The organism is Alkalihalobacillus sp. TS-13, assembly GCF_019720915.1.
Taxonomy (GTDB): Bacteria; Bacillota; Bacilli; order Bacillales; family Fictibacillaceae; genus Pseudalkalibacillus.
The window spans coordinates 1-22193 of record NZ_JAHKSI010000007.1 but is presented as its reverse complement, the minus strand read 5'-3'; the positions used below and the strand labels follow the sequence as shown (position 1 = coordinate 22193).

The 22193-nt window shown below is 41.4% G+C and carries 23 protein-coding genes, 12 tRNA genes and 1 rRNA gene; 33 read left to right on the top strand and 3 right to left on the bottom strand.

Annotated elements, in window-relative coordinates:
* Positions 1–2 precede the first annotated feature (2 nt).
* Positions 3–1259: a helix-turn-helix domain-containing protein gene (locus KOL94_RS23120; protein ID WP_221569028.1), complete on the bottom strand. Its 1257-nt coding sequence runs from the start codon at positions 1257–1259 to the stop codon at positions 3–5.
* 239 nt (positions 1260–1498) lie between these two features.
* On the opposite strand from KOL94_RS23120, the gene KOL94_RS23115 reads away from it, so the two are divergent.
* The 5 genes from KOL94_RS23115 (at position 1499) to KOL94_RS23095 (ending at position 6373) form a co-directional block, all read left to right on the top strand.
* On the top strand, positions 1499–2305 hold the full coding sequence (locus KOL94_RS23115) for a hypothetical protein (protein WP_221569027.1): 807 nt from the start codon (positions 1499–1501) through the stop codon (positions 2303–2305).
* Positions 2306–2519: 214 nt separating this feature from the next.
* Entirely contained in the window at positions 2520–2906 is a 387-nt protein-coding gene (locus KOL94_RS23110; protein ID WP_221569026.1) for an NUDIX hydrolase, read from the top strand.
* A 172-nt stretch (positions 2907–3078) separates the two neighbouring features.
* Entirely contained in the window at positions 3079–4305 is a 1227-nt protein-coding gene (locus KOL94_RS23105; protein WP_221569025.1) for a D-alanyl-D-alanine carboxypeptidase family protein, read from the top strand.
* A 147-nt stretch (positions 4306–4452) separates the two neighbouring features.
* The gene (locus tag KOL94_RS23100; protein WP_221569024.1) at positions 4453–4932 is read left to right on the top strand and encodes a PH domain-containing protein; all 480 of its coding nucleotides are present in this window, start codon (positions 4453–4455) and stop codon (positions 4930–4932) included.
* On the top strand, positions 4925–6373 hold the full coding sequence (locus tag KOL94_RS23095; RefSeq protein WP_221569023.1) for a PH domain-containing protein: 1449 nt from the start codon (positions 4925–4927) through the stop codon (positions 6371–6373). Before KOL94_RS23100 ends, KOL94_RS23095 begins: the two co-directional genes overlap by 8 nt.
* A 120-nt stretch (positions 6374–6493) precedes the next feature.
* Here the strand turns inward: KOL94_RS23095 and KOL94_RS23090 are convergent, their stop codons facing one another.
* Positions 6494–7081 carry a rhomboid family intramembrane serine protease gene (locus tag KOL94_RS23090; RefSeq protein WP_221569022.1) on the bottom strand — a complete coding sequence of 196 codons (588 nt, stop codon included), beginning with the start codon at positions 7079–7081 and terminating at the stop codon, positions 6494–6496.
* Between the two features lie 422 nt (positions 7082–7503).
* Between KOL94_RS23090 and acpS the strand changes: the two genes are divergently transcribed.
* The 14 genes from acpS (at position 7504) to KOL94_RS23020 (ending at position 19622) form a co-directional block, all read left to right on the top strand.
* Complete coding sequence (acpS, locus tag KOL94_RS23085) at positions 7504–7866, top strand: holo-ACP synthase (protein WP_221569021.1); 363 nt, start codon at positions 7504–7506, stop codon at positions 7864–7866.
* A gap of 291 nt (positions 7867–8157) precedes the next feature.
* Complete coding sequence (locus KOL94_RS23080) at positions 8158–9156, top strand: LolA family protein (RefSeq protein ID WP_260412622.1); 999 nt, start codon at positions 8158–8160, stop codon at positions 9154–9156.
* Positions 9157–9420: 264 nt separating this feature from the next.
* A complete protein-coding gene (alr, locus tag KOL94_RS23075; protein ID WP_221569019.1) occupies positions 9421–10578 on the top strand; it encodes an alanine racemase in 1158 nt (385 codons plus the stop codon).
* Between the two features lie 132 nt (positions 10579–10710).
* Positions 10711–10989, top strand: a complete 279-nt coding sequence (locus KOL94_RS23070) for a CopG family ribbon-helix-helix protein (RefSeq protein ID WP_221569018.1) — start codon at positions 10711–10713, stop codon at positions 10987–10989.
* Positions 10990–10993: 4 nt separating this feature from the next.
* Positions 10994–11344, top strand: coding sequence for a type II toxin-antitoxin system PemK/MazF family toxin (locus KOL94_RS23065; protein ID WP_221569017.1), 351 nt, complete (start codon positions 10994–10996; stop codon positions 11342–11344).
* Positions 11345–12446: 1102 nt separating this feature from the next.
* The gene (locus KOL94_RS23060) at positions 12447–13271 is read left to right on the top strand and encodes an STAS domain-containing protein (protein ID WP_221569016.1); all 825 of its coding nucleotides are present in this window, start codon (positions 12447–12449) and stop codon (positions 13269–13271) included.
* 11 nt (positions 13272–13282) lie between these two features.
* Complete coding sequence (locus KOL94_RS23055; protein ID WP_221569015.1) at positions 13283–13639, top strand: STAS domain-containing protein; 357 nt, start codon at positions 13283–13285, stop codon at positions 13637–13639.
* A gap of 2 nt (positions 13640–13641) precedes the next feature.
* Positions 13642–14043 (top strand): anti-sigma regulatory factor, encoded by a 402-nt coding sequence (locus tag KOL94_RS23050; RefSeq protein ID WP_221569014.1) that lies wholly within the window; start codon positions 13642–13644, stop codon positions 14041–14043.
* A 13-nt stretch (positions 14044–14056) separates the two neighbouring features.
* Positions 14057–15067 (top strand): PP2C family protein-serine/threonine phosphatase, encoded by a 1011-nt coding sequence (locus tag KOL94_RS23045; protein ID WP_221569080.1) that lies wholly within the window; start codon positions 14057–14059, stop codon positions 15065–15067.
* A 63-nt stretch (positions 15068–15130) separates the two neighbouring features.
* Positions 15131–15466: an STAS domain-containing protein gene (locus KOL94_RS23040; RefSeq protein ID WP_221569013.1), complete on the top strand. Its 336-nt coding sequence runs from the start codon at positions 15131–15133 to the stop codon at positions 15464–15466.
* Positions 15463–15936, top strand: a complete 474-nt coding sequence (rsbW, locus tag KOL94_RS23035) for an anti-sigma B factor RsbW (protein ID WP_221569012.1) — start codon at positions 15463–15465, stop codon at positions 15934–15936. Before KOL94_RS23040 ends, rsbW begins: the two co-directional genes overlap by 4 nt.
* Positions 15902–16699, top strand: coding sequence for an RNA polymerase sigma factor SigB (gene sigB, locus KOL94_RS23030; RefSeq protein WP_311775221.1), 798 nt, complete (start codon positions 15902–15904; stop codon positions 16697–16699). Before rsbW ends, sigB begins: the two co-directional genes overlap by 35 nt.
* Entirely contained in the window at positions 16692–17294 is a 603-nt protein-coding gene (locus tag KOL94_RS23025; RefSeq protein WP_221569011.1) for a PP2C family serine/threonine-protein phosphatase, read from the top strand. The genes sigB and KOL94_RS23025 overlap by 8 nt, the downstream gene beginning before the upstream one ends.
* 171 nt (positions 17295–17465) lie before the next feature.
* Positions 17466–19622, top strand: a complete 2157-nt coding sequence (locus tag KOL94_RS23020) for a Tex family protein (RefSeq protein ID WP_221569010.1) — start codon at positions 17466–17468, stop codon at positions 19620–19622.
* Positions 19623–19646: 24 nt separating this feature from the next.
* Here KOL94_RS23020 and cmpA read toward each other — a convergent pair whose 3' ends face one another.
* Positions 19647–19760, bottom strand: a complete 114-nt coding sequence (gene cmpA, locus KOL94_RS23015; RefSeq protein ID WP_221569009.1) for a cortex morphogenetic protein CmpA — start codon at positions 19758–19760, stop codon at positions 19647–19649.
* A gap of 141 nt (positions 19761–19901) precedes the next feature.
* Between cmpA and KOL94_RS23010 the strand changes: the two genes are divergently transcribed.
* The 14 genes from KOL94_RS23010 to KOL94_RS22945 all read left to right on the top strand — a co-directional run.
* The gene (locus KOL94_RS23010; RefSeq protein WP_221569008.1) at positions 19902–20351 is read left to right on the top strand and encodes a SprT family protein; all 450 of its coding nucleotides are present in this window, start codon (positions 19902–19904) and stop codon (positions 20349–20351) included.
* Between the two features lie 230 nt (positions 20352–20581).
* Positions 20582–20656, top strand: a tRNA-Asn gene (locus KOL94_RS23005).
* A 3-nt stretch (positions 20657–20659) separates the two neighbouring features.
* Positions 20660–20750: transfer RNA gene (locus KOL94_RS23000), tRNA-Ser, on the top strand.
* Between the two features lie 31 nt (positions 20751–20781).
* A tRNA-Glu gene (locus KOL94_RS22995) sits at positions 20782–20856 on the top strand.
* 62 nt (positions 20857–20918) lie between these two features.
* A tRNA-Asp gene (locus tag KOL94_RS22990) sits at positions 20919–20994 on the top strand.
* 31 nt (positions 20995–21025) lie between these two features.
* Positions 21026–21100, top strand: a tRNA-Gln gene (locus KOL94_RS22985).
* Between the two features lie 4 nt (positions 21101–21104).
* A tRNA-Lys gene (locus KOL94_RS22980) sits at positions 21105–21180 on the top strand.
* 7 nt (positions 21181–21187) lie between these two features.
* A tRNA-Leu gene (locus tag KOL94_RS22975) sits at positions 21188–21273 on the top strand.
* 65 nt (positions 21274–21338) lie between these two features.
* A tRNA-Leu gene (locus KOL94_RS22970) sits at positions 21339–21424 on the top strand.
* A 27-nt stretch (positions 21425–21451) separates the two neighbouring features.
* A tRNA-Arg gene (locus tag KOL94_RS22965) sits at positions 21452–21528 on the top strand.
* A 6-nt stretch (positions 21529–21534) separates the two neighbouring features.
* Positions 21535–21611: transfer RNA gene (locus KOL94_RS22960), tRNA-Pro, on the top strand.
* Positions 21612–21619: 8 nt separating this feature from the next.
* A tRNA-Gly gene (locus KOL94_RS22955) sits at positions 21620–21693 on the top strand.
* 10 nt (positions 21694–21703) lie between these two features.
* Positions 21704–21780: transfer RNA gene (locus KOL94_RS22950), tRNA-Ile, on the top strand.
* 283 nt (positions 21781–22063) lie between these two features.
* Positions 22064–22193, top strand: a 16S ribosomal RNA gene (locus tag KOL94_RS22945); the annotation flags it as partial.

Here is a 22193-nt window from a genome sequence, read left to right as displayed (position 1 = left end):
TTTTATGTGAATTTTTTATTAGTAACTAAAGCTAATTTGTAATACTCACTAGAACTCTTATATTGTGAATTATTATAATAGTAATCAGCCAAGAGGGACGAGTATTCGCTAACATGCTCAAAAATATTTTTGTTTTGGAAGTATGGGATAGCTACCTTTTTAAGGTAAACTTCAAATTCCTTATTAAAAGCATCTTCTAACCTATATTCTAATATCTTTGCATGTATTTCATATTCTTCATTGTTCTTTACTTTCAATTGTTTCTTAACTTTATCTAACCACTGTCTTGAAAGCTCCAACTCATCTAAATTTAAATGCTCTTTAGCGATCAGATAATAAGTAATATATACGTTTGAATTATCGTACTTATCTTTAATAGATAAGCTTTTCATGTAGTATTGTATAGCTGTTTCAGGCTGTCCTTTATTACTGTAGACAAACCCTATATTATGGTAAATCATACCTAAGCTGCGATTATCATTAAAAGATTCAGCAAACTTTAATGCTTGATTAAAATGATACTCTGCTTGTGAATAACTTTTTATACGACGATTTGCTATACCAAGTAAGATTTGACAATCAGAACTCCTGCTGAAGTTATATTCTCTATCAAATATTTCCAGTGCTTTGTAAGCGTAGGTCATAACAGAAGTACTGTGGAATAAATAACTATGAGATAAAGCTATACTGTAATAAAAGACTCCAACCTCAACCTGGTTAAGTGGAGTTTGTTGTAAATTACCCTCGGCTTTTTCGAAATGGATAATTGCTTCAGAATATTCCTTTACATAATAGTAATAAAAGCCCTTTATAAAATAGTAATAGAAGTTTATGGAAGGGTCTTGATACGTTTCTTGCAGTTTACTAATTTTTTTTATCAGAGGTTTTGCCTCATCTAAATTGTTTTTTATTAAGTAAAACCTTATTAAAAACAAATCGTATCTTGTAAGAAGTAGAGGATCTTCTATAAAAGGAAGATACTTTTTTATTTTTAAATGAAGTTCTTCTGCTTCTTCATACTTCCGAAGAATAATTAAGTAATTCCACTCATTTAGTAATCCAAGTATATTTACATCTAACTGCTCTTCAGTGGGAGAGATCCCAAGCCTTTCACAGAGCAGTTCAATGACGTCTTCACTAGATTTGGCGTCTCCATTTTCGATTTTACTAAGATACGATACGGAGCAAATTCCCCTAGCTAATTCTTCCTGAGTGAGGCCTTTTGTTTTCCTGTAATATCTTATTCGTTGTCCTATCAAAATATCCCCCCTCCCAAACTTGGGAAAATTGACCCGAAAAACCATCAAATATCGTCTATCAAAACTACCATTTTTCCCAATACAGGACCATATGTTCCTTTGATAAAATAAATATAACACAAAATATGTTTACTAGTTAGTCTTTCAAACTAGTTTTTCTGTATTTTGGAAAAATTATTACAATGATTGTAGTAAGAATGTTCTTGTTTTAATTATGACATGAATAGGAGGATAGCATAATGGGAAAAATGAACAGTTTCATCCATGATAAACGTGAATCAAAAGACCCGTTTTATGCTTCTGTTGACCTGGGAATTGGAAAAAGATCAAAAACTTTAAATAGAAAAACAGTGAAATTTACCCAAGATAATACGAAGGATTTACTTACTGATGATCACCAGAACAAGTGGTTTTACAACCGTGTTGATAAAAAGGGCTATATTGATCTTGTAGCTGTCAATCCGAACAATGATACAGTCGTAAAAAAGAAACTTTATGGTACTCCGAATATTTATGAATTTCCTGATCATGTGGTAATCGCTTGTGAAGGAGATGGTGAAACGGGGTCAGTGTATCAATATTCCAAAGCAACTTTAGAGTTGGTGGAAGAATGGGAGATTGATGGATTCATTTGGGATGTCAACATGTACAACAATTCAGTCTGTGTTTCGGCGTACGTAGTTGATCTTGATATGGCCAGGTTGTATATCCTAAGTGGCAGATCAATTGATTTTGTCGAGCTCGGTACTCATTTTGCACCTGCAGATATATTGGTTTTACAGAATGATCTGTTCATATCCGCATATCCACTGACAGAAAGAAGCCCGAAAAAGATCCTGAGGCTCAATGATGAGTTTGATCTTGTAAAGGAATATGATGTATCCATCTGCCCAAGGTTTCTATTCAAGGATGGTGAAGAGATTCTGATACAAGAGTTGGACGTGAAAACGGGTCGATCTGATCGGTATTCGTCCTTGGATTTACAAACTGGAAGAGAAATCATCACGAAGCGGAGAAAACCAAGACGGTGCGTTAGCTTCTATTAAATTGAACTGATTCCAAAGGGACTGTCCCAAAATAAGTGTCAGACACCTCCAACACACAACATTTTGTTTCAAAAACACGATTTTTCTCAAAATGTTGTTAAGTTCGGGGAGACTCAGACGCTTATGGGACAGTCTTTTTTCACGGATTGTTCAAATTGTGGAACAGGGGATATAAGATGAACAGCAAATTAGTGGTTGAGAGGAGTGGGTCAGAATGTGGAAAGGCTCAGCTGCTGTTTGTGTGAAGGACCGAAAGCTTTTGATGGTACAACAAGGTGAAGAGAAGCTATGGACGATTCCATCCGGAGAAAAGTTTGATAAGGAGTCCTACGAAGCATGTTGTTTACGTGAACTAGAAGAAGAAACGGGATACCTCGGTGATATTCAGCGGTCGTTATTCGTGAAAAAAGGGCAAAGTTTCGGCATCGATGTTAAAGTCCATTACTTTCGTGTCCAGATCACAGGTGGAGAGATGAAGATCCAGGATCCAGATGAATTAATTCATGATATTAAATGGGTGTCCTTAAAAGAACTGCAAACACTTGATTTGTCTTTCCCTGAAGATTTCGTTTTTCTTTCGGAATACATCAAACAACCTTAATGAAAAGAAAACATATTAAAAATTCTGTAAAATAAGAGGAAATGGAAAATATTGTTTTGCGAATGCCCTGAAATTAAAAGAAAATGGTAATTGGTGTGATGTCCTGTCAAAATCTCTATCTTATACGAATGCTATTGTTGGACCAAAAATCTTTTATAGGGGCACGCGAAAAATGAAAAGGATAACCGTATTAGTTGTGTCTCTTCTTTTAAGTTTTGTTTGGATACTCCCAGAAAACATTTATGCAGAAGACGATGAACCAACAGATCTTTTAAGTGAGACCTCCATTTTAATCGATGCAAAAACTGGTGAAGTATTAGCAGAAGAAAATCCTGATAAACGAATGTATCCGGCGAGTATTACGAAAATCGTAACCGCGATTATGGCAATCGAGTCTGGAAAAATGGATGACGTAGTGACCATAAGTGAGAATGCAGCCTCTGTACCGGGTACGCAGGTATATCTGGTAGAAGGGGAGCAGATGACATTGCGCCAGCTTGTACAGGGATTGATGATCAATTCCGGGAATGATGCAGCCGTCGCTATTGCTGAACATCTATCAGGAAGTGAAGAAGCGTTCGCACAAGATATGAATGAATTTGCGAAAGAGGAACTTGGATTAAAAAACACCCATTTTGTGAATCCGAATGGGCTGCCTGATGACGATCATTATTCAACGGCTGCAGATATGGCTGAATTCACACGATATGCGATGCAGTTTGATGAGTTCAAGGAAATTGTCCGTACGAAAGAGTTCGATTGGAAGGGTGCAGGATGGGAAACCACCCTTTATAATCACCATAAGCTTTTATGGCGTTATGATGGAGCAATCGGCGTCAAGAATGGTTACACGAGCAAATCTAAGCATACGCTCGTAACAGCTGCCGAACGGAACGGTACCTCTTTAATCGTTGTTACGATGAAAAACGATTCATCCGAACAAGCCTATCAGGATACAATCGAGCTGTTGAATTATGGATTCGAACATTATGAAACGGAAAAAATCGAAAAAGGTACGGTCTTTACAAATGTTGATGGGAAAGAAATAAAACTGAACGAAGATAAATTATTCACTCATAAAATCAATGAAGGCTTTGAAGCGAAAGTAAATGAAGATGGAAATCTAATCATCAAAAATGATGTAGATGAAGAAATCGCTTCTTTCCCGCTCGTTCCAGACACAAAAAAGAGCGGAGCAATTAAAGAAGCGATCGGAAGTGTGAAGGTTGAGGATGCTGAAGGCAATTCCTTGTTTTCTGTTTTATTGAAAGGAAGTTTACTCCTCCTTATCGTGTTGTTCGTATGGAACTTCATTAGAAAAAGGAGAAGACGGAAGAAGAAAAAGCTGCGGAAAAAGCGTATGATGGAAGAAATTAACCGGATAAAGGGTTCGACTTAAGGTTGTGATAGCCTAAGTCGACCCCTTTTTACGTTTCAGGGCGAATTATCTACAAGAGTACAATTTGGGTGATATAGGAAATGTAGGCTGGTTAGGTTATAATCAGTTAAGAGTTCTTGAATACACGACAGGGGGCCACGATTCATCATGCGTTTGGAACCATCTAACCAGATCGCACCGAAAGCTTTGACCGTATGGCGTATTTATGGTGCTTTCAATAGTCTTTTCTTTATTTTACTATCGATCGGAAGTATACTACTTGTTCTTCTGACTCCAGTTCCTGTTTGGGTATCCATTATTACCATATTAATTACTGCTCTGCTTACATATCTTTTTATCCAAGTGCTTCCAGCGATCCGTCACCGTGTCTGGCGGTATGAAGTGCGGGAATATGAAATCGAATTGAAGTTCGGGCTTTTGATCATTCGCAGGGTGCTGGTTCCAATGGTACGTGTCCAGCATGTCGACACGAAGCAAGGACCGATCCTCCGTCACTATGAGTTATCGACCGTCACGGTTTCAACAGCTGCCACAACTCATGAAATTCCGGCTTTAGATCGTGAAACAGCAGATCAGGTGCGGGACTATATCTCACAAATGGCCAGGGTGTCAGAAGAAGATGTATGAGCCGACAAGACTTCATCCATTAGCTGCTGGATTGTCCTTTTTAAAAGTGCTCAAGGAATGGATCATCCCGATCATCATATTTTTCTTATTCGGTCCTGGAAGTCCACCGGGAATGGCCTGGGTGTCGTTTGCACCGTTCCTCTTCATCCTTATGTTAGGAGGCTACGGCATCCTGTATTGGTATCGGTTCACCTATCATATTGAAGGTGAGGAACTGAAAATTGAGTATGGTGTGTTTGTAAGGAAGAATCGCTATATCCCGAAAAGAAGGATCCAATCGATCGATTACACCCAGGGGATTTTTCACCGGGTTTTTGATGTTGTAAAAATCAATATTGAAACAGCTGGAGGTCCTGGTGGGGCAGAGGCCTCGTTATCTGCTGTCAGTCTAGCGAATGCTGAACAGTTGAAAGAAGCCTTGCGCGAAGAAAAAACGAAAACTGAAGAGGCTGACGTACTGGTAGAAGCTGAGAGGGAAAAACCTGCCTATAGCTATAAGTTATCGTTGAAGGATTTGCTGCTGGCAGCTTCTACTTCAGGCGGAATTGGTGTCACACTGCCACTGATTGGGACACTAAGCTCCCAGTTCGAAAATTTCATTCCGGATGACTTTTATGTAGAAGCTTTCAATTGGTTAAGCGGGTTCAGTTGGATCGTGATTGCTGTGATGGTTTTCTTCTCATTATTTTTTGCATGGTTCATATCCTTTGTCGGTGTGATCTTAAAATATGCTAACTTCCAGATCAGACGCTTCGAAGACCGGATCGTCATCAGCAGGGGGTTGCTTGAAAAACGGGAGCTTACCCTTCCTTTGCACCGTATCCAGGGAATACGCATAGTTGAAAGTGTCCTACGTCAGCCTTTTGGTTTCGCGACGGTACATGTAGAAAGTGCTGGAGGTGCTGGGCCTGAAATGGGCGTTTCTGCAATGCTGTTTCCGTTCATCAAGCGTTCCAAAATCAATGCGGAGTTGACGGAAATTCTCCCTGACTACAATGTGCCTGAAAAAATGAAACCATTACCGAAACGGGCAATGAGGCGCTATATTCTACGAAATGTTGCTCCTGCAATTTTTGTGGTCCCATTGTTTTGGGTAATTCCATCACAATTTTGGTTTTTGTTGTTGATTCCAGTCCCAATCCTGGTAATGTGGGGAATCCTTGATTTCAAGGATAGTAAATGGTTGATCGAGGGGCAGTCTTTTTATATGCAGACACGGACGCTTTCACGATCTATGCTCATCACGAAAAAGAGACGAATGCAGGATTTTGAGATCAAACAATCCATATTTCAACGACGTCATGATTTGATCACGTTGAAAACTGCAATTTTATCAGGTGGAGTCGGCAAGGTTTTTCAATTGAAGGACGTAGAAACCAGAAATTCGAACGAAACGTTTGGTTGGTTTTCTCGAAAGTCTCAGGAAAGTAAGATACAATGAATCCATTTTAATAAAGCAATCAAGATTTTCAAAACTAAGACAGGAGCTGAGATTGATAAAGTCGCTCCTGTCTTTTTACCAGAGAATAGTAATCCGGAGGGTGACCTTGCGATGATCGCTTTAATATCGTGTTCGTTTTCCCATCAGGATGATTGGACCTAACGCAGCTCCTCCTACTAAACCGAAGAGGTGGCCGAGGATATTGATGTTGGGTGTAACGAATGTCATGACCAAGCTTAAGACGAGGATTGTCATGACGATTTGGGAATTTTGTTGATCGATAAGCTCTTTACGGGCATAAATGATGTACACATACAGGCCAAACAAACCGAATATCGCACCAGATGCCCCGATGTGGCTATAACCAGGACCTTGAAGGATGAAGGTTGCAATATTTGCGATGACCCCTGCACCAATGTAGCCGAGGATGAATTTTAACTTTCCTAAAATCCGTTCTAATCCAGGCCCGAATAGGAATAAGGAAAAAGTATTGAACAGGACATGAGGGAAAGATTCATGTATGAAGATAGGGGTTACAAGTCTCCAATACTCACCCGCACCGATGTAGAAGTTTATACCGGCAGTTAAATGCAGCAATGCCGGGAAAAGATTGACACCGATGAATAGAACGATATGAATGGCCATGATTATGGTGATAATAGGATACAATCGCTTGAATGATCTAAAATTTTCTGTTCGAATAAACACAAGAAAGACCTCCCTTTTCAACCAGGGTCTATTTTACCTTTGGCTTTGTTATGCTTTATTGTTGATTGTTGCGAAATTCACTCCCTTTCCGCGGGCGAACGAAAAGCGGAAGCGACCCGATGAGTCACCTAGGTTCTGGAAAACTGACGAGGAGGCTCGAACCAAACAAAGACTTGGTTCCGCGTGGGCTCACTCATAGGGATGTCAATTCAATGTGTCGACCACCGCAGGAGTGTCGCAAATTTCTTTTGAGATCAACAAAGTACTTTAACAAAGCCTACATTAAAGAAACAAGACACTTTCTTCAATTATTTAAAGGATGTAATCTATATTCTGAAATCATTACCTATACAGTTTATCATATTAGTTAATCAGAGTCTGAATGAATGGTTCCAAGTTTTGAATATAAGAGGGGTATATAGATGATTATTGGAATTGGAATAGATATCGTAGAAATCCAACGTATCAAGCGTACCAGTGAACGGCAAGCGAAGTTTGCTGAACGGATTTTGACTGAGGCGGAATTGATCTGCTTCCGTTCGTTGGAACAACGTAAGAGTATTGAATTTCTTGCGGGAAGGTTTGCTGCTAAAGAAGCCTATGCAAAAGCTACAGGTACAGGTATCGGAGGGCAATTGAGCTGGAAGGATGTACAGATCCTGGCTAATGAAGCGGGAAAACCGGTCATCGAGGATGAAAAAACGGATTGGAACGCCCATGTTTCGATTTCCCATAGTAAAGAATACGCAGTTGCACAAGTAATCCTTGAAAGCTCGTCAAGCTAGTCTGCATATTGCTAGAAGTTGTCTCATATATTTGTAGTACGGTTAGGAGGGAACGCTGAAACATATGGCCAGATGGTCAAGTGAGTGCAGCCGCCAAAGGTTTTTAACAAGGGGGTGTAGATTCAAGAAAACTGCTTGCATTCACCATGCCGGAATTTTTTACCTCAATTCGTACTATTCTAACATTCAGGGTATTTGTGTATCCCCGTGGCGGAGCAACAAAGATCATTCTGGATGTCATATGTGAGGTCCCTCTTTTGTCATCTATATGAGGCAAAGGAGATGAAAAATTTGAAAAGAATACTCTCGCTTCTTATGATTGCACTCCTGGTTACTGCGCTTGCGGCTTGTGGGTCCAAAAGCCAGAAAGATGTATTGTCAGATTTAGAAAAAACGATGGATAAGATGTCGGGTTATAAATCTGAGGCTACGATGACCCTTCAGACAGGGGAAAATCCACTTACGTACGAGATTGAGATCTGGCATAAAAAGCCGAGCTTTTACCGGGTCAGCTTGAAGAATGCTGAGAAAGATCAAAGTCAGATGATCCTGAGGAACAGTGAAGGTGTATTCGTACTGACACCAGCGCTTAATAAGAGTTTCCGCTTCCAAAGTGATTGGCCGGAAAACAGCAGTCAAGTGTATTTGATGGAGTCTCTGATCAGCGATATCCTTATGGATGAGGATCGTAATTTCAAGACTGGAGAAAAGGGATATGTCTTCAATACAAAGACGAATTATCAGAATAAAAATCTGTATCAGCAAGAAATAACGCTGGATAAATCCAATCTGCTTCCGAATAAAGTGAAAGTGATGGATAAAGATATGAAAGTCCTGGTAGATGTGAAGTTCAAGAATACGAAGTTGAACTCGAAATTTGATCCTGGGGCATTCGATATGGAGCGCAACATGGAAAGTGCTAAGCTTGAAGTTCCGACAATGGCAACTGGGGAGCGGGAATTCACACCGGTCTTTCCAGAGTTTGTCCCTGAAGGAACGACTTTACTGAACCAGGTGGCGAACAGCAGCGGTGATGAAGTGATCCTCACTTACGCTGGAGACAAATCTTTCACCATTATCCAAAGACAGGCGACTGTCGCGCCTGCTACGAAGATGTTGACCATGAACGATGGCGACCTTGTTGATCTAGGCTTTGCGGTGGGTGTGTTGAATGGCACCACACTCAGTTGGTCAGTCGACGGAGTTGATTATTACCTTGCCTCAAATGATCTGACAGAAGAAGATATGGCATCAATCGCATCATCAATGGTGATGGCGCAAGGAAAATGATGGATTGACAGGCTGGAAGAATAGAACCGATATTCTTTTTAGCCTGTTTTTTGTTGAAGTACCCGGTGCCTGGCACCAAAATCAAACCCAGCAGCCCCAACGGTTCTCAAATGGTGCCTGGCACAGATTAGAATAGCCTGGCGCTGTAGGTTTCTGAATCGGTGCCAGGCACACAATAGAACGAAAATAGTAAGAAAGAAATTTACCGTGACGAAATGGTTATGTACAATAGAAGGAAAATAGTTTGAGCTAGGAGTCGTTTTCATGCAATTTTACAGACCTACTTGGGCAGAAATCAATTTGGATCATATCATAGATAACTACCTTCATATACAGAACCATTTAAAAGGCGGAACGAAAGTGATGGCGATTGTTAAGGCAAATGGATATGGCCATGGTGCCGTACAAGTCGCCAGGAACCTGATTGAAAATGGTGTGGATCATTTAGGGGTTGCCTTATTGGATGAAGCGATTGCGCTTAGAGAAGCGGGGATCGGTATACCGATACATGTTCTAGGGTGGATCGATCCGGAATATGCTTCTATAGCTGCTCGTTATGATGTTTCCGTAACGGTTTTCCAATCCGAATGGATAGAGAACTTAGGAGACTTCGATATTCAATTAAAGGTTCATATCAAGTTTGATACTGGTATGGGACGTTTAGGTATAAATGATGAGAATAAGGCAAAGCTAATAATTAATAAAATTCAACAAAATCCGAGTTTGAAGTTAGAAGGTGTTTTCTCACATTTTGCAACAGCTGATGAACTAGACTCAGAGCTAGTCGCTCGTCAAATGGATCGATTTTCCAGGTACCTCTCGCTTATGGAGGATGAAGGTGTCCGGCCGGACGTCATTCATTTCGGTAACAGTGCTGGCGCCATCCGTTTTCCTGAGTACAAACAACATTATGTACGGGTTGGTATTTCGCTATATGGTCTATCCCCTTCAGAGGAGATTAAAAGTGTGCTGCCATTTCCTCTTAAACAAGCTTTTTCTTTACACAGCAAATTGACTCACGTTAAAAAAATCCAGCCTGGAGATACCCTGAGTTACGGAGCGACTTATCGGGCAGAGAAAGAAGAGTGGATTGGTACAGTGCCGATCGGCTATGCAGATGGGTGGTTGCGCCGATATGCGGAGAAAGGTTCAGTCCTCGTTAATAGTCATAAGGCGAAAATCGTCGGCCGCATCTGCATGGATCAACTTATGGTGAGGTTACCTTACAAAGTTGATGTAGGTACTGAAGTCGTGCTGTTGGGAGACCAAGGATCCAATTCGATACCCATTGATGATGTTGCACGCCAAAATGGAACGATCAACTATGAAATACCCTGCGCAATCTCTTCTCGAGTGCCGAGAATTTACAAAAAAAACAACAAAATCATTGAAACAATGAATCAAACTCTAAATAATTCGTAAATTATTAAAGGAATTCGGCTGAAATTGGCGAAAGGGTTATACTGAGATTGCTTTGCAAAATTACGTTTTGGATGGTACTATTAATAGGGGATTTTCAGAGTGAGCGTAGCAGTTAGCTGGAGGTGGATTTTTGTGTCCGATTTGAACACAAAGAGAATTGTCATAAGCTTACCGGAGCAACTGATAAAAGAGGTGGACGGAGCGATTATGGACGAAAACTTGAACAGAAGCGAGTTTATTCATCAGGCAACCAAAATGTATCTGCGAGAACGGGAAAGCAGCCATATCCGCGAATCTATGCGTCAAGGGTATAAGGAAATGGCCAAGATCAATTTGAATATTGCATCAGAAGCCTTTCTTGCTGAGGAGGAAGCTGATCTAACTTTGGACCGCTTAGTAAGCGGGGTGTAATGATTTGATAGTGAAGCGTGGCGACGTTTACTTTGCAGATCTTTCTCCTGTAGTAGGGTCGGAGCAAGGAGGTATCCGGCCGGTATTGATCATACAAAATGATATCGGTAACCGGTTTAGTCCAACAGTAATCGTCGCGGCCATTACAGCCCAGATTCAAAAGGCTAAACTTCCTACTCACGTAGAAATCAGCGCTAAGAAATATAAGTTCGAACGAGACTCTGTCATATTATTAGAACAAATCCGAACAATAGATAAACAAAGACTGACAGACAAAATAACACATTTAGACGATGAAATGATGAAAAAAGTTGATGATGCACTCCAGATCAGCCTGGGGCTCATTGATTTTTAGCACTCATGACAGAGTAAGCTGCTGATTATCCAGCGGCTTTTTTTACATTTAGGCTTATAAGGCGCAATTATTAAAGGGAAAACTCTGTTAAACGAATTTGTATTTAAGTGAAATTTCGCGACACTCCTGCGGGAAAAGAGAGCCAGGTGAGACCCTGCACCTTTTAAAGGATCTTCACTTTAATGATGAACTTCGACTAATTACCACCACGTGCTATGGTGAACGTCGAAGTCAGTACATCCTGTACAAGTACGTCCTGCGGCTGCGGTTACTCGGCGCAAAACTGCCAAAAGGATGGAATATCAGTGCAGGGAAGTGATGTCTAGCTCAGCGACCATTCACTTGAATCACTTCAAACTTCCTGCGGCGGTTGACACATTGATTGACATCCTTATGAGTGAGCCCACGCAGAACCAAGGCTTTGTTTGGTACGAGCCTCCTCGTCAGTTTTCTAGTGACCTACGTAACTCATCGTGTCGCTTCCGCTTTTGGTTTACCCGCGGAAAGGGAGTAATTTTCGGAGAAATCAACAATAAAAATTTATGAGCCAAAGAAACATACATCTAGGGCTGTCCCGAGCGAAAGTGTCATGCACTACTAACAAGTCATCTTTTTACTAAGTGTTATAAAAACGGTTAGATTTCAGACTCGGAGGGACAGCTTTCTTTACACTTAAAGAAAGTATTAAAATACTTTCTTCAGTATAAGCGCAACTAAGGCTCAGCCTGCGCCAAGGTTTGGCTTTGCCAAGTTTTCTTTATACATATTATAGTGATTGTTAAAGGTTCGTATTGATCATTTTGAAGTTTCATATCGTATACCTTAAATAAGTTGAGTCTCATAGTAACTCCGTAGTAATGGGGAGTAGCGTAAGGAGTTTTGAGAGCGCTCCAACCGCATCAGTACGCACATTTGACAGAAAATACAAATACGGACGAAAGTTTATTGATGAAATGGTAAGCACAATTCAACATAATAAAGCCTATAAGAAGAAATATGAGCGGAAATGTAAAATTGTGGCTGAAAGCTCAAAAGAATTGAAAGATTACACCAATAATGAAATAATATTTTTATGACCAATTTCTGAACGGAGGGTACATGGATGAACTCGACAATATACGAGGTTATGAAACAGAACCGTTCATCTATAGAGGAGGAATGGCAGTCACAAATGCTGCAATTTCGTGAAGATGAACGTGAATTAACCAGTGTTACAAAGGAAGTATTCCAAAACTCCAATACGGAATTTATAGATAATCTATTGACACATGTCATTGGAGGGCAAGAAGAAATAAGCTCAGACCTTCAAGACTTTTTTGAAAGAACTGTCCAAATTGGATGGCCATTGAGTTATGTGACGAAGGGACTACAGGCTTTTCGTCGAATTGGATTAAAAACGATCGTAAATGAAAAAGAAAATATAGATGATGTAATGGATGCATTTGAACTTTTCGATCGTTCGATAGACAAGCTTTTTGAAGAGATCGTCACGTACTCTACACAGAACTGGAAGGACACAATTTCAGTTCAGAAGAAAGCTTTGCTTGAGTTGTCAGCACCTCTTATTCCTGTGTTTGAAAGCATTAGTGTTATGCCGTTGATCGGTACGATTGATACCGAAAGAGCGAAGCTGATCATGGAAAACCTTTTGGATGGGGTCATAACGCACCGCTCAGAAGTGGTATTGATCGATATAACTGGTGTACCAGTAGTAGATACGATGGTTGCACATCATATCATCCAAGCAGCAGAAGCTGTTCGGTTGATTGGATCGAAATGTATCCTCGTCGGAATCCGTCCGGAAATCGCACAGACCATCGTTAACCTTGGCATTGATTTAAGTGAATTCCCTACAAGAAGCACTCTTCTTAAAGGCATTGAAGCTGCGTTAGAACTTACGAACAAAAAAATAGAATCGTTATCCTAGGGGGGCTATGGATGAGAGTGCCAATTCTCAAGTTACATGAGTATTTACTGATATCGATTCAGGTTGAACTTGATGATAAGACCGCTTTGCAATTCCAGGAAGACCTATTAAGTAAAATCCATGATACTGGAGCCAAGGGGATTGTTATAGACCTTACATCGGTCGATATGGTCGATTCCTTCATTGCAAAAGTACTTGGTGATGTAGTCAAAATGTCTAATTTGATGGGGGCGAGAGTGGTATTGACAGGTATACAACCACCTGTAGCAATAACACTGATCGACCTCGGCATCAATATGAGAAACGTACCGACAGCACTAGACTTAGAACAAGGATTAGATAAATTACAACAGGATTTGGAGGGATGAGTATGACCGTCCAATCCTGTGTAGATGTACGAAACGAATGGGATATTGTCAGCGCTCGTCAATTAGGTAGGGACTTAGCGAAAGATCTAGGCTTTTCAAGTGTAGATCAAGCCAGAATTACGACAGCGATATCCGAATTAGCAAGAAACATATATCTATATGCAGGGAACGGAAAAATTTGTATCGAGCCGATTGAAGAAGGTAACCGCAAGGGTCTTCGGATTGTTGCGAATGATACCGGTCCAGGTATTGAGGATATACGTAAAGTAATGGAAGATGGCTATACAACATCTGGTGGACTGGGAGCTGGTCTGCCAGGTGTAAAGAGACTGATGGATGAATTTGCAATCCAATCTACAGTAGATGTAGGAACAGAAATATATATTACCAAATGGCTCCGCTAGGAGGATCGCAATGTTGGGGGATAAAGGTTTATTAGTAGAAAGATATGAACAGTTTTTATCTGCTTATTTAAGTGGTAGAACAGAACAAGCCCTATATAAAGCACAACAATTCAGCCGGAAAATGATTGAACAGAACATCTCCCCTGAAGAAGTGATCAATATTCACTATACTGTGCTCGAATCTCTGAACGGGGATATTCCCGAAGAAGTGAAGGATTCATTTGATTTCTTGATAGAAGTCATGATGGGATATGGCATGGCTTACCGAGAGCATCAAATACTCCGTGATAAACAATTAGCCCTTGAATCTGAAATAGAGGTAGCCGCGAGCATGCAGCAGACTCTTCTTCAAGGGGAAGTCCCAAAGGTGGATGGACTTGATATAGGTGTAATCAGTAAAGCGGCTAAGAAAATGAGTGGAGATTACTATCACTTCGTACAAAACAGTCCAGAATCGATCAGCGTGGCTGTTGCAGACGTCATTGGAAAGGGAGTTCCCGCTGCCCTTTGTATGTCGATGATTAAATATGCGATGGACAGTTTGCCGGAACAACAGAACCACCCAAGTATCGTACTTGAAAACTTAAATCGTGTTGTGGAACAGAACGTTGATCCCACAATGTTTATTACGATGTTTTATGGTCATTATAATACAGACCTCCATCGCTTTTTTTATGCGGGTGCCGGTCACGAACCGGGGTTTTATTATAATGCACTAACAGATGATTTCGAAGAATTCACTGCAAAAGGGCTCGTACTAGGTATCTCACGAAGTACAAAATACAAACAATATGAAAAGGAAATCAAAGCTGGTGATATGATCATCATGCTTTCGGACGGTGTAACAGAGTGTCGGACCAGCAGTGGTTTTATTTCCAGAGATGAAGTGGTTTCGTTGATTCGTTCCCACATGCATTTATCACCACAAGAGATCGTAGATAATGTCTATGCTGAACTTGAACAATTACAGGAATTTGAATTAAGGGATGATTTTACCTTAATTATTTTAAAAAGAACGGTTTAGCATTAGTTAAGTTGTGGTATTGATAAAGTAATGCATTCCTATACCACAAGGGGGAAGTCGAACATGAATTTGCAAATCAAGAAGAAAGAAACAAATACTCATATAGATGAATTAGTATTAATGGGTGAGGTAGATGCTTATACTGCACCTAAACTGAAGGAGACATTGTTGGAAGCTACGCAAAAGCCAGACCAGCAAGTCGTTGTCGATCTTAGCGGAGTGCAATATATGGACAGTACGGGGCTCGGTGTTTTCGTAGGCGCACTAAAATCCTCACAACAATATGGGAGTACTCTGACACTCACTGGTATGACCGACCGTGTTGAAAGATTATTTGAAATCACAGGTCTTACAGAAGTGATGAACATCGAGAATGACCAGGAGGAGGAGGCGCGATGAGTGACGTTATCGAAATGGTGATTCCAGCCAAGCCCGATTATGTTGGTGTAGCAAGACTGACGGTTTCTGGCATAGCGAGTAGAATGGGTTATACATTTGACGAAATCGAAGACATTAAAATCGCGGTTTCTGAAGCAATTACAAATTCAGTGAATCATGCATACGGCACAAAGGATGAAGGTGAAATCCGCCTTTCTTACGGCATGTTTGATGATAAACTCGAAATTACTGTTATGGATAAAGGGAAAAGTTTTGATGTAAAAGCGGCAAAACTAAGTACCGGTCCAGTCAACGGTAAACCTGTTGAACAAATTAATGAAGGAGGGTTGGGTCTTTTCTTGATTGAAACGCTAATGGATAAAGTTGATATTAGCGATGAAGCAGGAGTGGTAGTCATGATGACGAAATACCTAAACAGAGATGGGGTGGATGAAAGTGTCGACCAATACAAGTCAGCCCCGTCACAATAAGGACTTCGTCTATGAGTTATTAGAACAACTGCGAGAAGACCCTGAAAACCAAGAAATTCAAACGACACTCGTCGAACATTATCAGGACCTGGTCCATTCGCTTGCACGGAAATTTTCAAAAGGGAAAAGCATCCACGATGACTTAGTTCAGGTAGGCATGATTGGTCTACTGGCTGCTTTTCGACGTTATGACCCTGAATTCGGAAGAAGTTTCGAGTCATTCGCGGTTCCGACGATCATTGGTGAAATCAAGCGTTTCATCCGTGATAAAACGTGGAGTGTCCATGTCCCGAGAAGGATCAAGGAACTTAGTCCGCGAATCAAACGAGCGGTTGAAGAGCTAACCAATGAACTTCAGCGCTCACCAAGAGTCGAAGAGATTGCAGAATATCTAGACTCTTCAGAAGAAGAAATCCTGGAAACGATGGAAATGGGCAAGAGTTATCAAGCCCTTTCAGTCGATAGCTCGATTGAAGCTGACCAGGAAGGAAGTACGGTAACTCTCCTAGATCTTGTAGGAAGTACCGAAAGCGGTTATGAACAAACCGATCAGCGTATGCTATTGCAAAAGGCTTTTCATGTATTGTCAGATCGAGAACAACAGATATTACAATGCACTTACTTTGAAAATTTAAGTCAAAAAGAAACAGGTAACCGCTTGAATATTTCACAGATGCATGTATCGAGATTACAGCGCAGAGCACTTGAAAAGTTGAAGGATGCTATACGTGTCGATCCTTCGGAGGCACTGAATCATGATTGAGAATTATGTCCACCACCATGTAGACTGGAGTACCTTCCAACGTTCCAAAGTGGAAGGACAATGTAACGGTGACAGCTATTTTGCAAAAGAAACCGATGATTACTTTATCTGCGTTGTTGCGGACGGTTTAGGAAGCGGCCAGGGGGCACATGAGGCTTCCACTAAAACTGTTCAAGTCGTTGAAGAGCATCATGACAAAGATGTCCATACGTTGATGAAGCTTTGCAATCAATCTCTTCAATATACACGAGGAGCAGTATTGACGATTTTCAAAGTTCATTTTCAGAAGAACTTGCTTGAATATTGCGGTGTAGGCAATATCCGCCTCATTATCGGCTTGCCCTCAGGAAAAATGATTCATGCGATTCCGAAATCTGGTTTCCTTTCAGGTAAACCCGTGAAGTTTGATGTGAGAGAAATCCAATATCAAGCAGAATCCATGTTCATCGCCTATTCTGATGGGGTTGAACTATCCTCGCCAGATAAAAGGAATGTAATGAGGTCAAGAAATCCAAGAGTGGCAGCCAGTTATTTACGCCAAAAATGCAGTGCAGTAGCTGATGATATGACATTCGTAATAGGGAAAGTCACTTAAAAGAGTTTTCTCGAATAAGGGAGAGCTCTTTTTTGTGTAGCTATATCGTTAATTTTGCGAAAGTCACTCATTAGTGGAGGATGAACCTTTCTAAGAAGAGGGCCTAGATTACAAAGGTGCCTCTTATTTGGTAAACTTGTACGTATATCAGTTTTACAAGGAGGAGCAAGTTTGGAGACGAACAAAGAACTTATTTTGCAAGTATCAAAAGAAACCCAATTATCTCAAAAGTATATTAAAAATATCATCGAACTTCTTGAAGAGGGAAATACGGTCCCATTCATCGCAAGATACCGGAAAGAATTGACGGGCGCAGCAGATGAAGTACAGATCCGCAATGTCTCGGAAAGCTGGGAGTATAAACGGAATCTCGAAAAGCGAAAAGAAGAAGTGCTCCGATTAATTGAAGAACAAGACAAATTGACCGATGAATTGAAATCCGAAATACATAAAGCCACCAAACTTCAACAGGTTGAAGATCTGTACCGCCCATATAAACAAAAGAAGCGCACGCGTGCTACAACAGCAAAAGAAAAAGGGCTGGAACCACTAGCAGAACTGATTCTTGATCAAAAAAGTGGTGTGGATATAGAGGTAGAAGCTCAACGTTTCGTCTCAGAAGAAAAAGGTGTCCTAGGTGCAGAAGAAGCTATTCAAGGTGCGGAAGACATTATTGCTGAAAGAGTATCCGATGATTCGGATAACCGTGCATGGATCCGTTCGCTCACTTTTCAGGAAGGTATGGTGGAAACAAAGCTGAAAGGAAAACAGGAACCTGAAGACAAGACCTATGAAATGTATTATGACTATCAGGAGCCTGTGAAGAAAATCGTTCCTCACCGAACGTTAGCCGTAAATCGCGGGGAAAAAGAAGACGTCTTGAAGGTGTCTATTGCAGCATCTTTCGATAAAATTTTAAGAAAACTGAACAATAAGTATGTAAAGGGAGGATCTTCATCAGCTGAATACATCGAACGTTCAATAGCAGACAGCTACAAGCGGTTGATTGCTCCTTCAATCGAGCGTGATATACGAAACGAATTGACGGAAATTGCAGACGAACAGGCGATTCGTATTTTTTCAGAAAACATCAGACATCTTTTATTACAGCCTCCATTGAAAGGTAAGGTAGCGTTAGGCGTCGATCCAGGGTATCGGACGGGTTGTAAACTGGCTGTGGTCGATGAAACCGGTAAAACATTAGCGATTGATGTCATGTATCCCACTCCACCGCGCTCCGATATCGAAAAATCGAAAGCGATTTTGAAAAAGATGATCGAACGTCATGATGTTGAAATTGTTGCGATTGGAAACGGAACAGGATCTAGGGAAACGGAACAATTCGTCGCGGACCTGATCAAAGAGATAGAGCGTCCATTGGCATACCTGATCGTTAATGAAGCTGGAGCAAGCGTCTACTCTGCTTCAGACATCGCTCGTCAAGAATTCCCTGATTTGAAGGTCGAGGAACGCAGTGCAGTATCAATCGCAAGAAGATTGCAGGATCCATTGTCTGAACTCGTAAAAATCGATCCAAAGTCGATCGGGGTAGGGCAGTATCAGCATGACGTTTCACAAAAGCGTTTGAATGAATCTCTTACATTCGTCGTGGAAACAGTGGTCAACCAGGTTGGAGTCAACGTAAACACTGCTTCTCCATCTTTGTTGCAATACGTCGCCGGCCTATCGAAAGCTGTTGCAAATAATATTGTTCAAAAAAGAGAAGAAGAAGGAAAGTTCACAAGCAGAACTCAACTGAAAAAAATCCCTCGCCTAGGAGCTAAAACGTATGAACAGTGTATCGGTTTCTTAAGGATCATTGAAGGGAAGACTCCACTGGACCAAACTCCGATCCACCCGGAAACGTATGATGATACCCGGAAGCTTTTAAGCTTATTGGATGTGACCGAACAAGAAATCGGTACTGATGAAATTAAGAAAAAGCTCCAGTCGGTTGATCTAAAAGAGTACGCAGAGAAATTAGATATTGGGGAACTAACATTGAAGGATATCGTCGATGCACTAGTGAAGCCGTCAAGAGACCCTCGTGATGAAGTGACTAAGCCTTTATTAAAGACAGACGTCTTGAAAATGGAAGACCTGAAAGAAGGAATGGAACTTGAAGGGACTGTCCGCAACGTCGTGGACTTCGGGGCATTTGTTGACGTAGGAGTCAAACAAGACGGCCTGGTCCATATATCTAAGCTTAGTAAAAACTATGTAAAGCACCCGATGGATGTCGTTCATGTGGGGCAAGTCGTCAAAGTTTGGGTAGAACAGGTGAATCTGGATAAACAACGGATCGCCTTGACGATGGTAACCAATTAAGGAATACACAAAAAGCACTGCTTGTTAAGAGCAGTGTTTTTTTCTGTAAAAAAACCAACATTGGTTCAATAATTTGATTTGATAACGGTCTTTGTTGAAGTACGCATTCCTCAACTGCTTTTTAAACCAGTAAGGCACGATGAGCCCCTCCCCAAATTTCCTTAATGGTGGTTATTAGTCTATGTGAGAAGGCTTGCCTTTGTTCGTGTCATACTGTTTACTTTTCATTTTGAAGAACCTTTGGCAAAATAGAGATAGCAACGAAAAGGATTGAAACAAATGGACACAAACGAATTGCAGCAATTAGTGGAAAACATATCAAATGAATTTTTCAATCGACCCTTCAAGCATGAAGCGAGGTTCAATAATCGACTCAAGACGACCGGCGGCCGTTATCTCTTGAAGAGCCATGATCTCGAATTCAACAGAAAGCAGCTTGATATTCATGGACTCGACGAATTCATCGGCATCATCAAGCATGAACTTTGCCATTACCACCTCCATTTATTGAAAAAAGGTTATCGGCACCGTGATCGAGATTTCAAAGAGTTATTAAAACAAGTCGGAGGCAGCCGATATTGCCAGGTCATTCCTGGTGAGCGAAAACGGGAACCGATCAAATACATGTATCAGTGTGGAAAATGCGGCCAGCAATATCCCCGTAAACGAAGAGTTGATACACGCAAGTTCGTATGCGGAAAATGCAACGGAAAGTTAAATCTAAAATAGTATTGACTAACAAAAATGATTATGTTACTTTAATTAAGTCGCTATAGAGGCAAGCTCTTAAAATACGACAAAGTCACGTAAAGAAAACTTGGCAAAGTGAAGGCTGAGCCAAAGTGTACTTATACTGAAAAGCGCAAAATAACAATTACTTTTACGTAAAAAAGTTATTGACTTCATCGTCCGTGTGTTGTACAATATTTATTGTCGCTAAAAAACGAAACACACATTATTCCACAGTAGCTCAGTGGTAGAGCTATCGGCTGTTAACCGATCGGTCGCAGGTTCGAGTCCTGCCTGTGGAGCCATACGGAGAAGTACCCAAGTGGCTGAAGGGGCGCCCCTGCTAAGGGTGTAGGTCGTGTGAGCGGCGCGAGGGTTCAAATCCCTCCTTCTCCGCCATTCAAGTTCAATTTAAAACTTTAAGAAGCTCGGCCCCTTGGTCAAGTGGTTAAGACACCGCCCTTTCACGGCGGTAACACGGGTTCGAATCCCGTAGGGGTCACCATTTTATTTTTAACATAATTTGATTGATGAATGTAAGTTTCACAACAAATCATTCAACTGAATGGACCCGTGGTGTAGGGGTTAACATGCCTGCCTGTCACGCAGGAGATCGCCGGTTCGAATCCGGTCGGGTCCGCCATTTATAAACTTGAAAATGTATTGTTATGCGATGGGCTATAGCCAAGCGGTAAGGCAACGGACTTTGACTCCGTCATGCGTTGGTTCGAATCCAGCTAGCCCAGCCATAATGAGCCATTAGCTCAGTTGGTAGAGCATCTGACTTTTAATCAGAGGGTCGAAGGTTCGAGTCCTTCATGGCTCACCACTTTTTTGCGGGTGTGGCGGAATTGGCAGACGCGCTAGACTTAGGATCTAGTGTCCTTGCGACGTGGGGGTTCAAGTCCCTCCACCCGCACCATACTTATAATTGGTGCAACGTCTACATTTGAAGGTGCATCACTAGTTTTGAAAATCAACAATTTAGCGGTCGTGGCGGAATGGCAGACGCGCTAGCTTGAGGGGCTAGTGGGTGTATACCCGTGGAGGTTCGAGTCCTCTCGACCGCACCAAAAATTCAACTCCATATATTCATTTATGCGCCCGTAGCTCAATTGGATAGAGCGTCTGACTACGGATCAGAAGGTTAGGGGTTCGACTCCTCTCGGGCGCGCCATAAAAACGGGAAGTGGCTCAGCTTGGTAGAGCACCTGGTTTGGGACCAGGGGGTCGCAGGTTCAAATCCTGTCTTCCCGACCATCACATTTGCGGGTGTAGTTTAGTGGTAAAACAAGAGCCTTCCAAGCTCTGGTCGTGAGTTCGATTCTCATCACCCGCTCCATTCTTTCAATGGGCCTATAGCTCAGCTGGTTAGAGCGCACGCCTGATAAGCGTGAGGTCGGTGGTTCGAGTCCACTTAGGCCCACCATTAACAACTCCTTCGAATAGAGTTTCTATCTACTAATTGATTCTCAATACGAAGCAAACAACTTAGCTCTTTGAAAACTGAACAAAAGCCAAGCGTGAAACGGGTCTTTTTATAAGAACCCTGATCAATTTTAAGTTTTACATTTAATGAGCAATCAAACGATGCTCAAAAAATTCAGTAGCAAGAAGTTCGAGGAAGCAAGGAAGGGGAACACCGATAGTACCAAGATGTACTTGAGGATGTGAACCGACGATGCTGACAACGAAATTCGGTGCTAATCAATTTTTTGGAGAGTTTGATCCTGGCTCAGGACGAACGCTGGCGGCGTGCCTAATACATGCAAGTCGAGCGGACCAACGAGGAGCTTGCTCCTCAGAGGTCAGCGGCGGACGGGTGAGTAACACGTGGGCAAC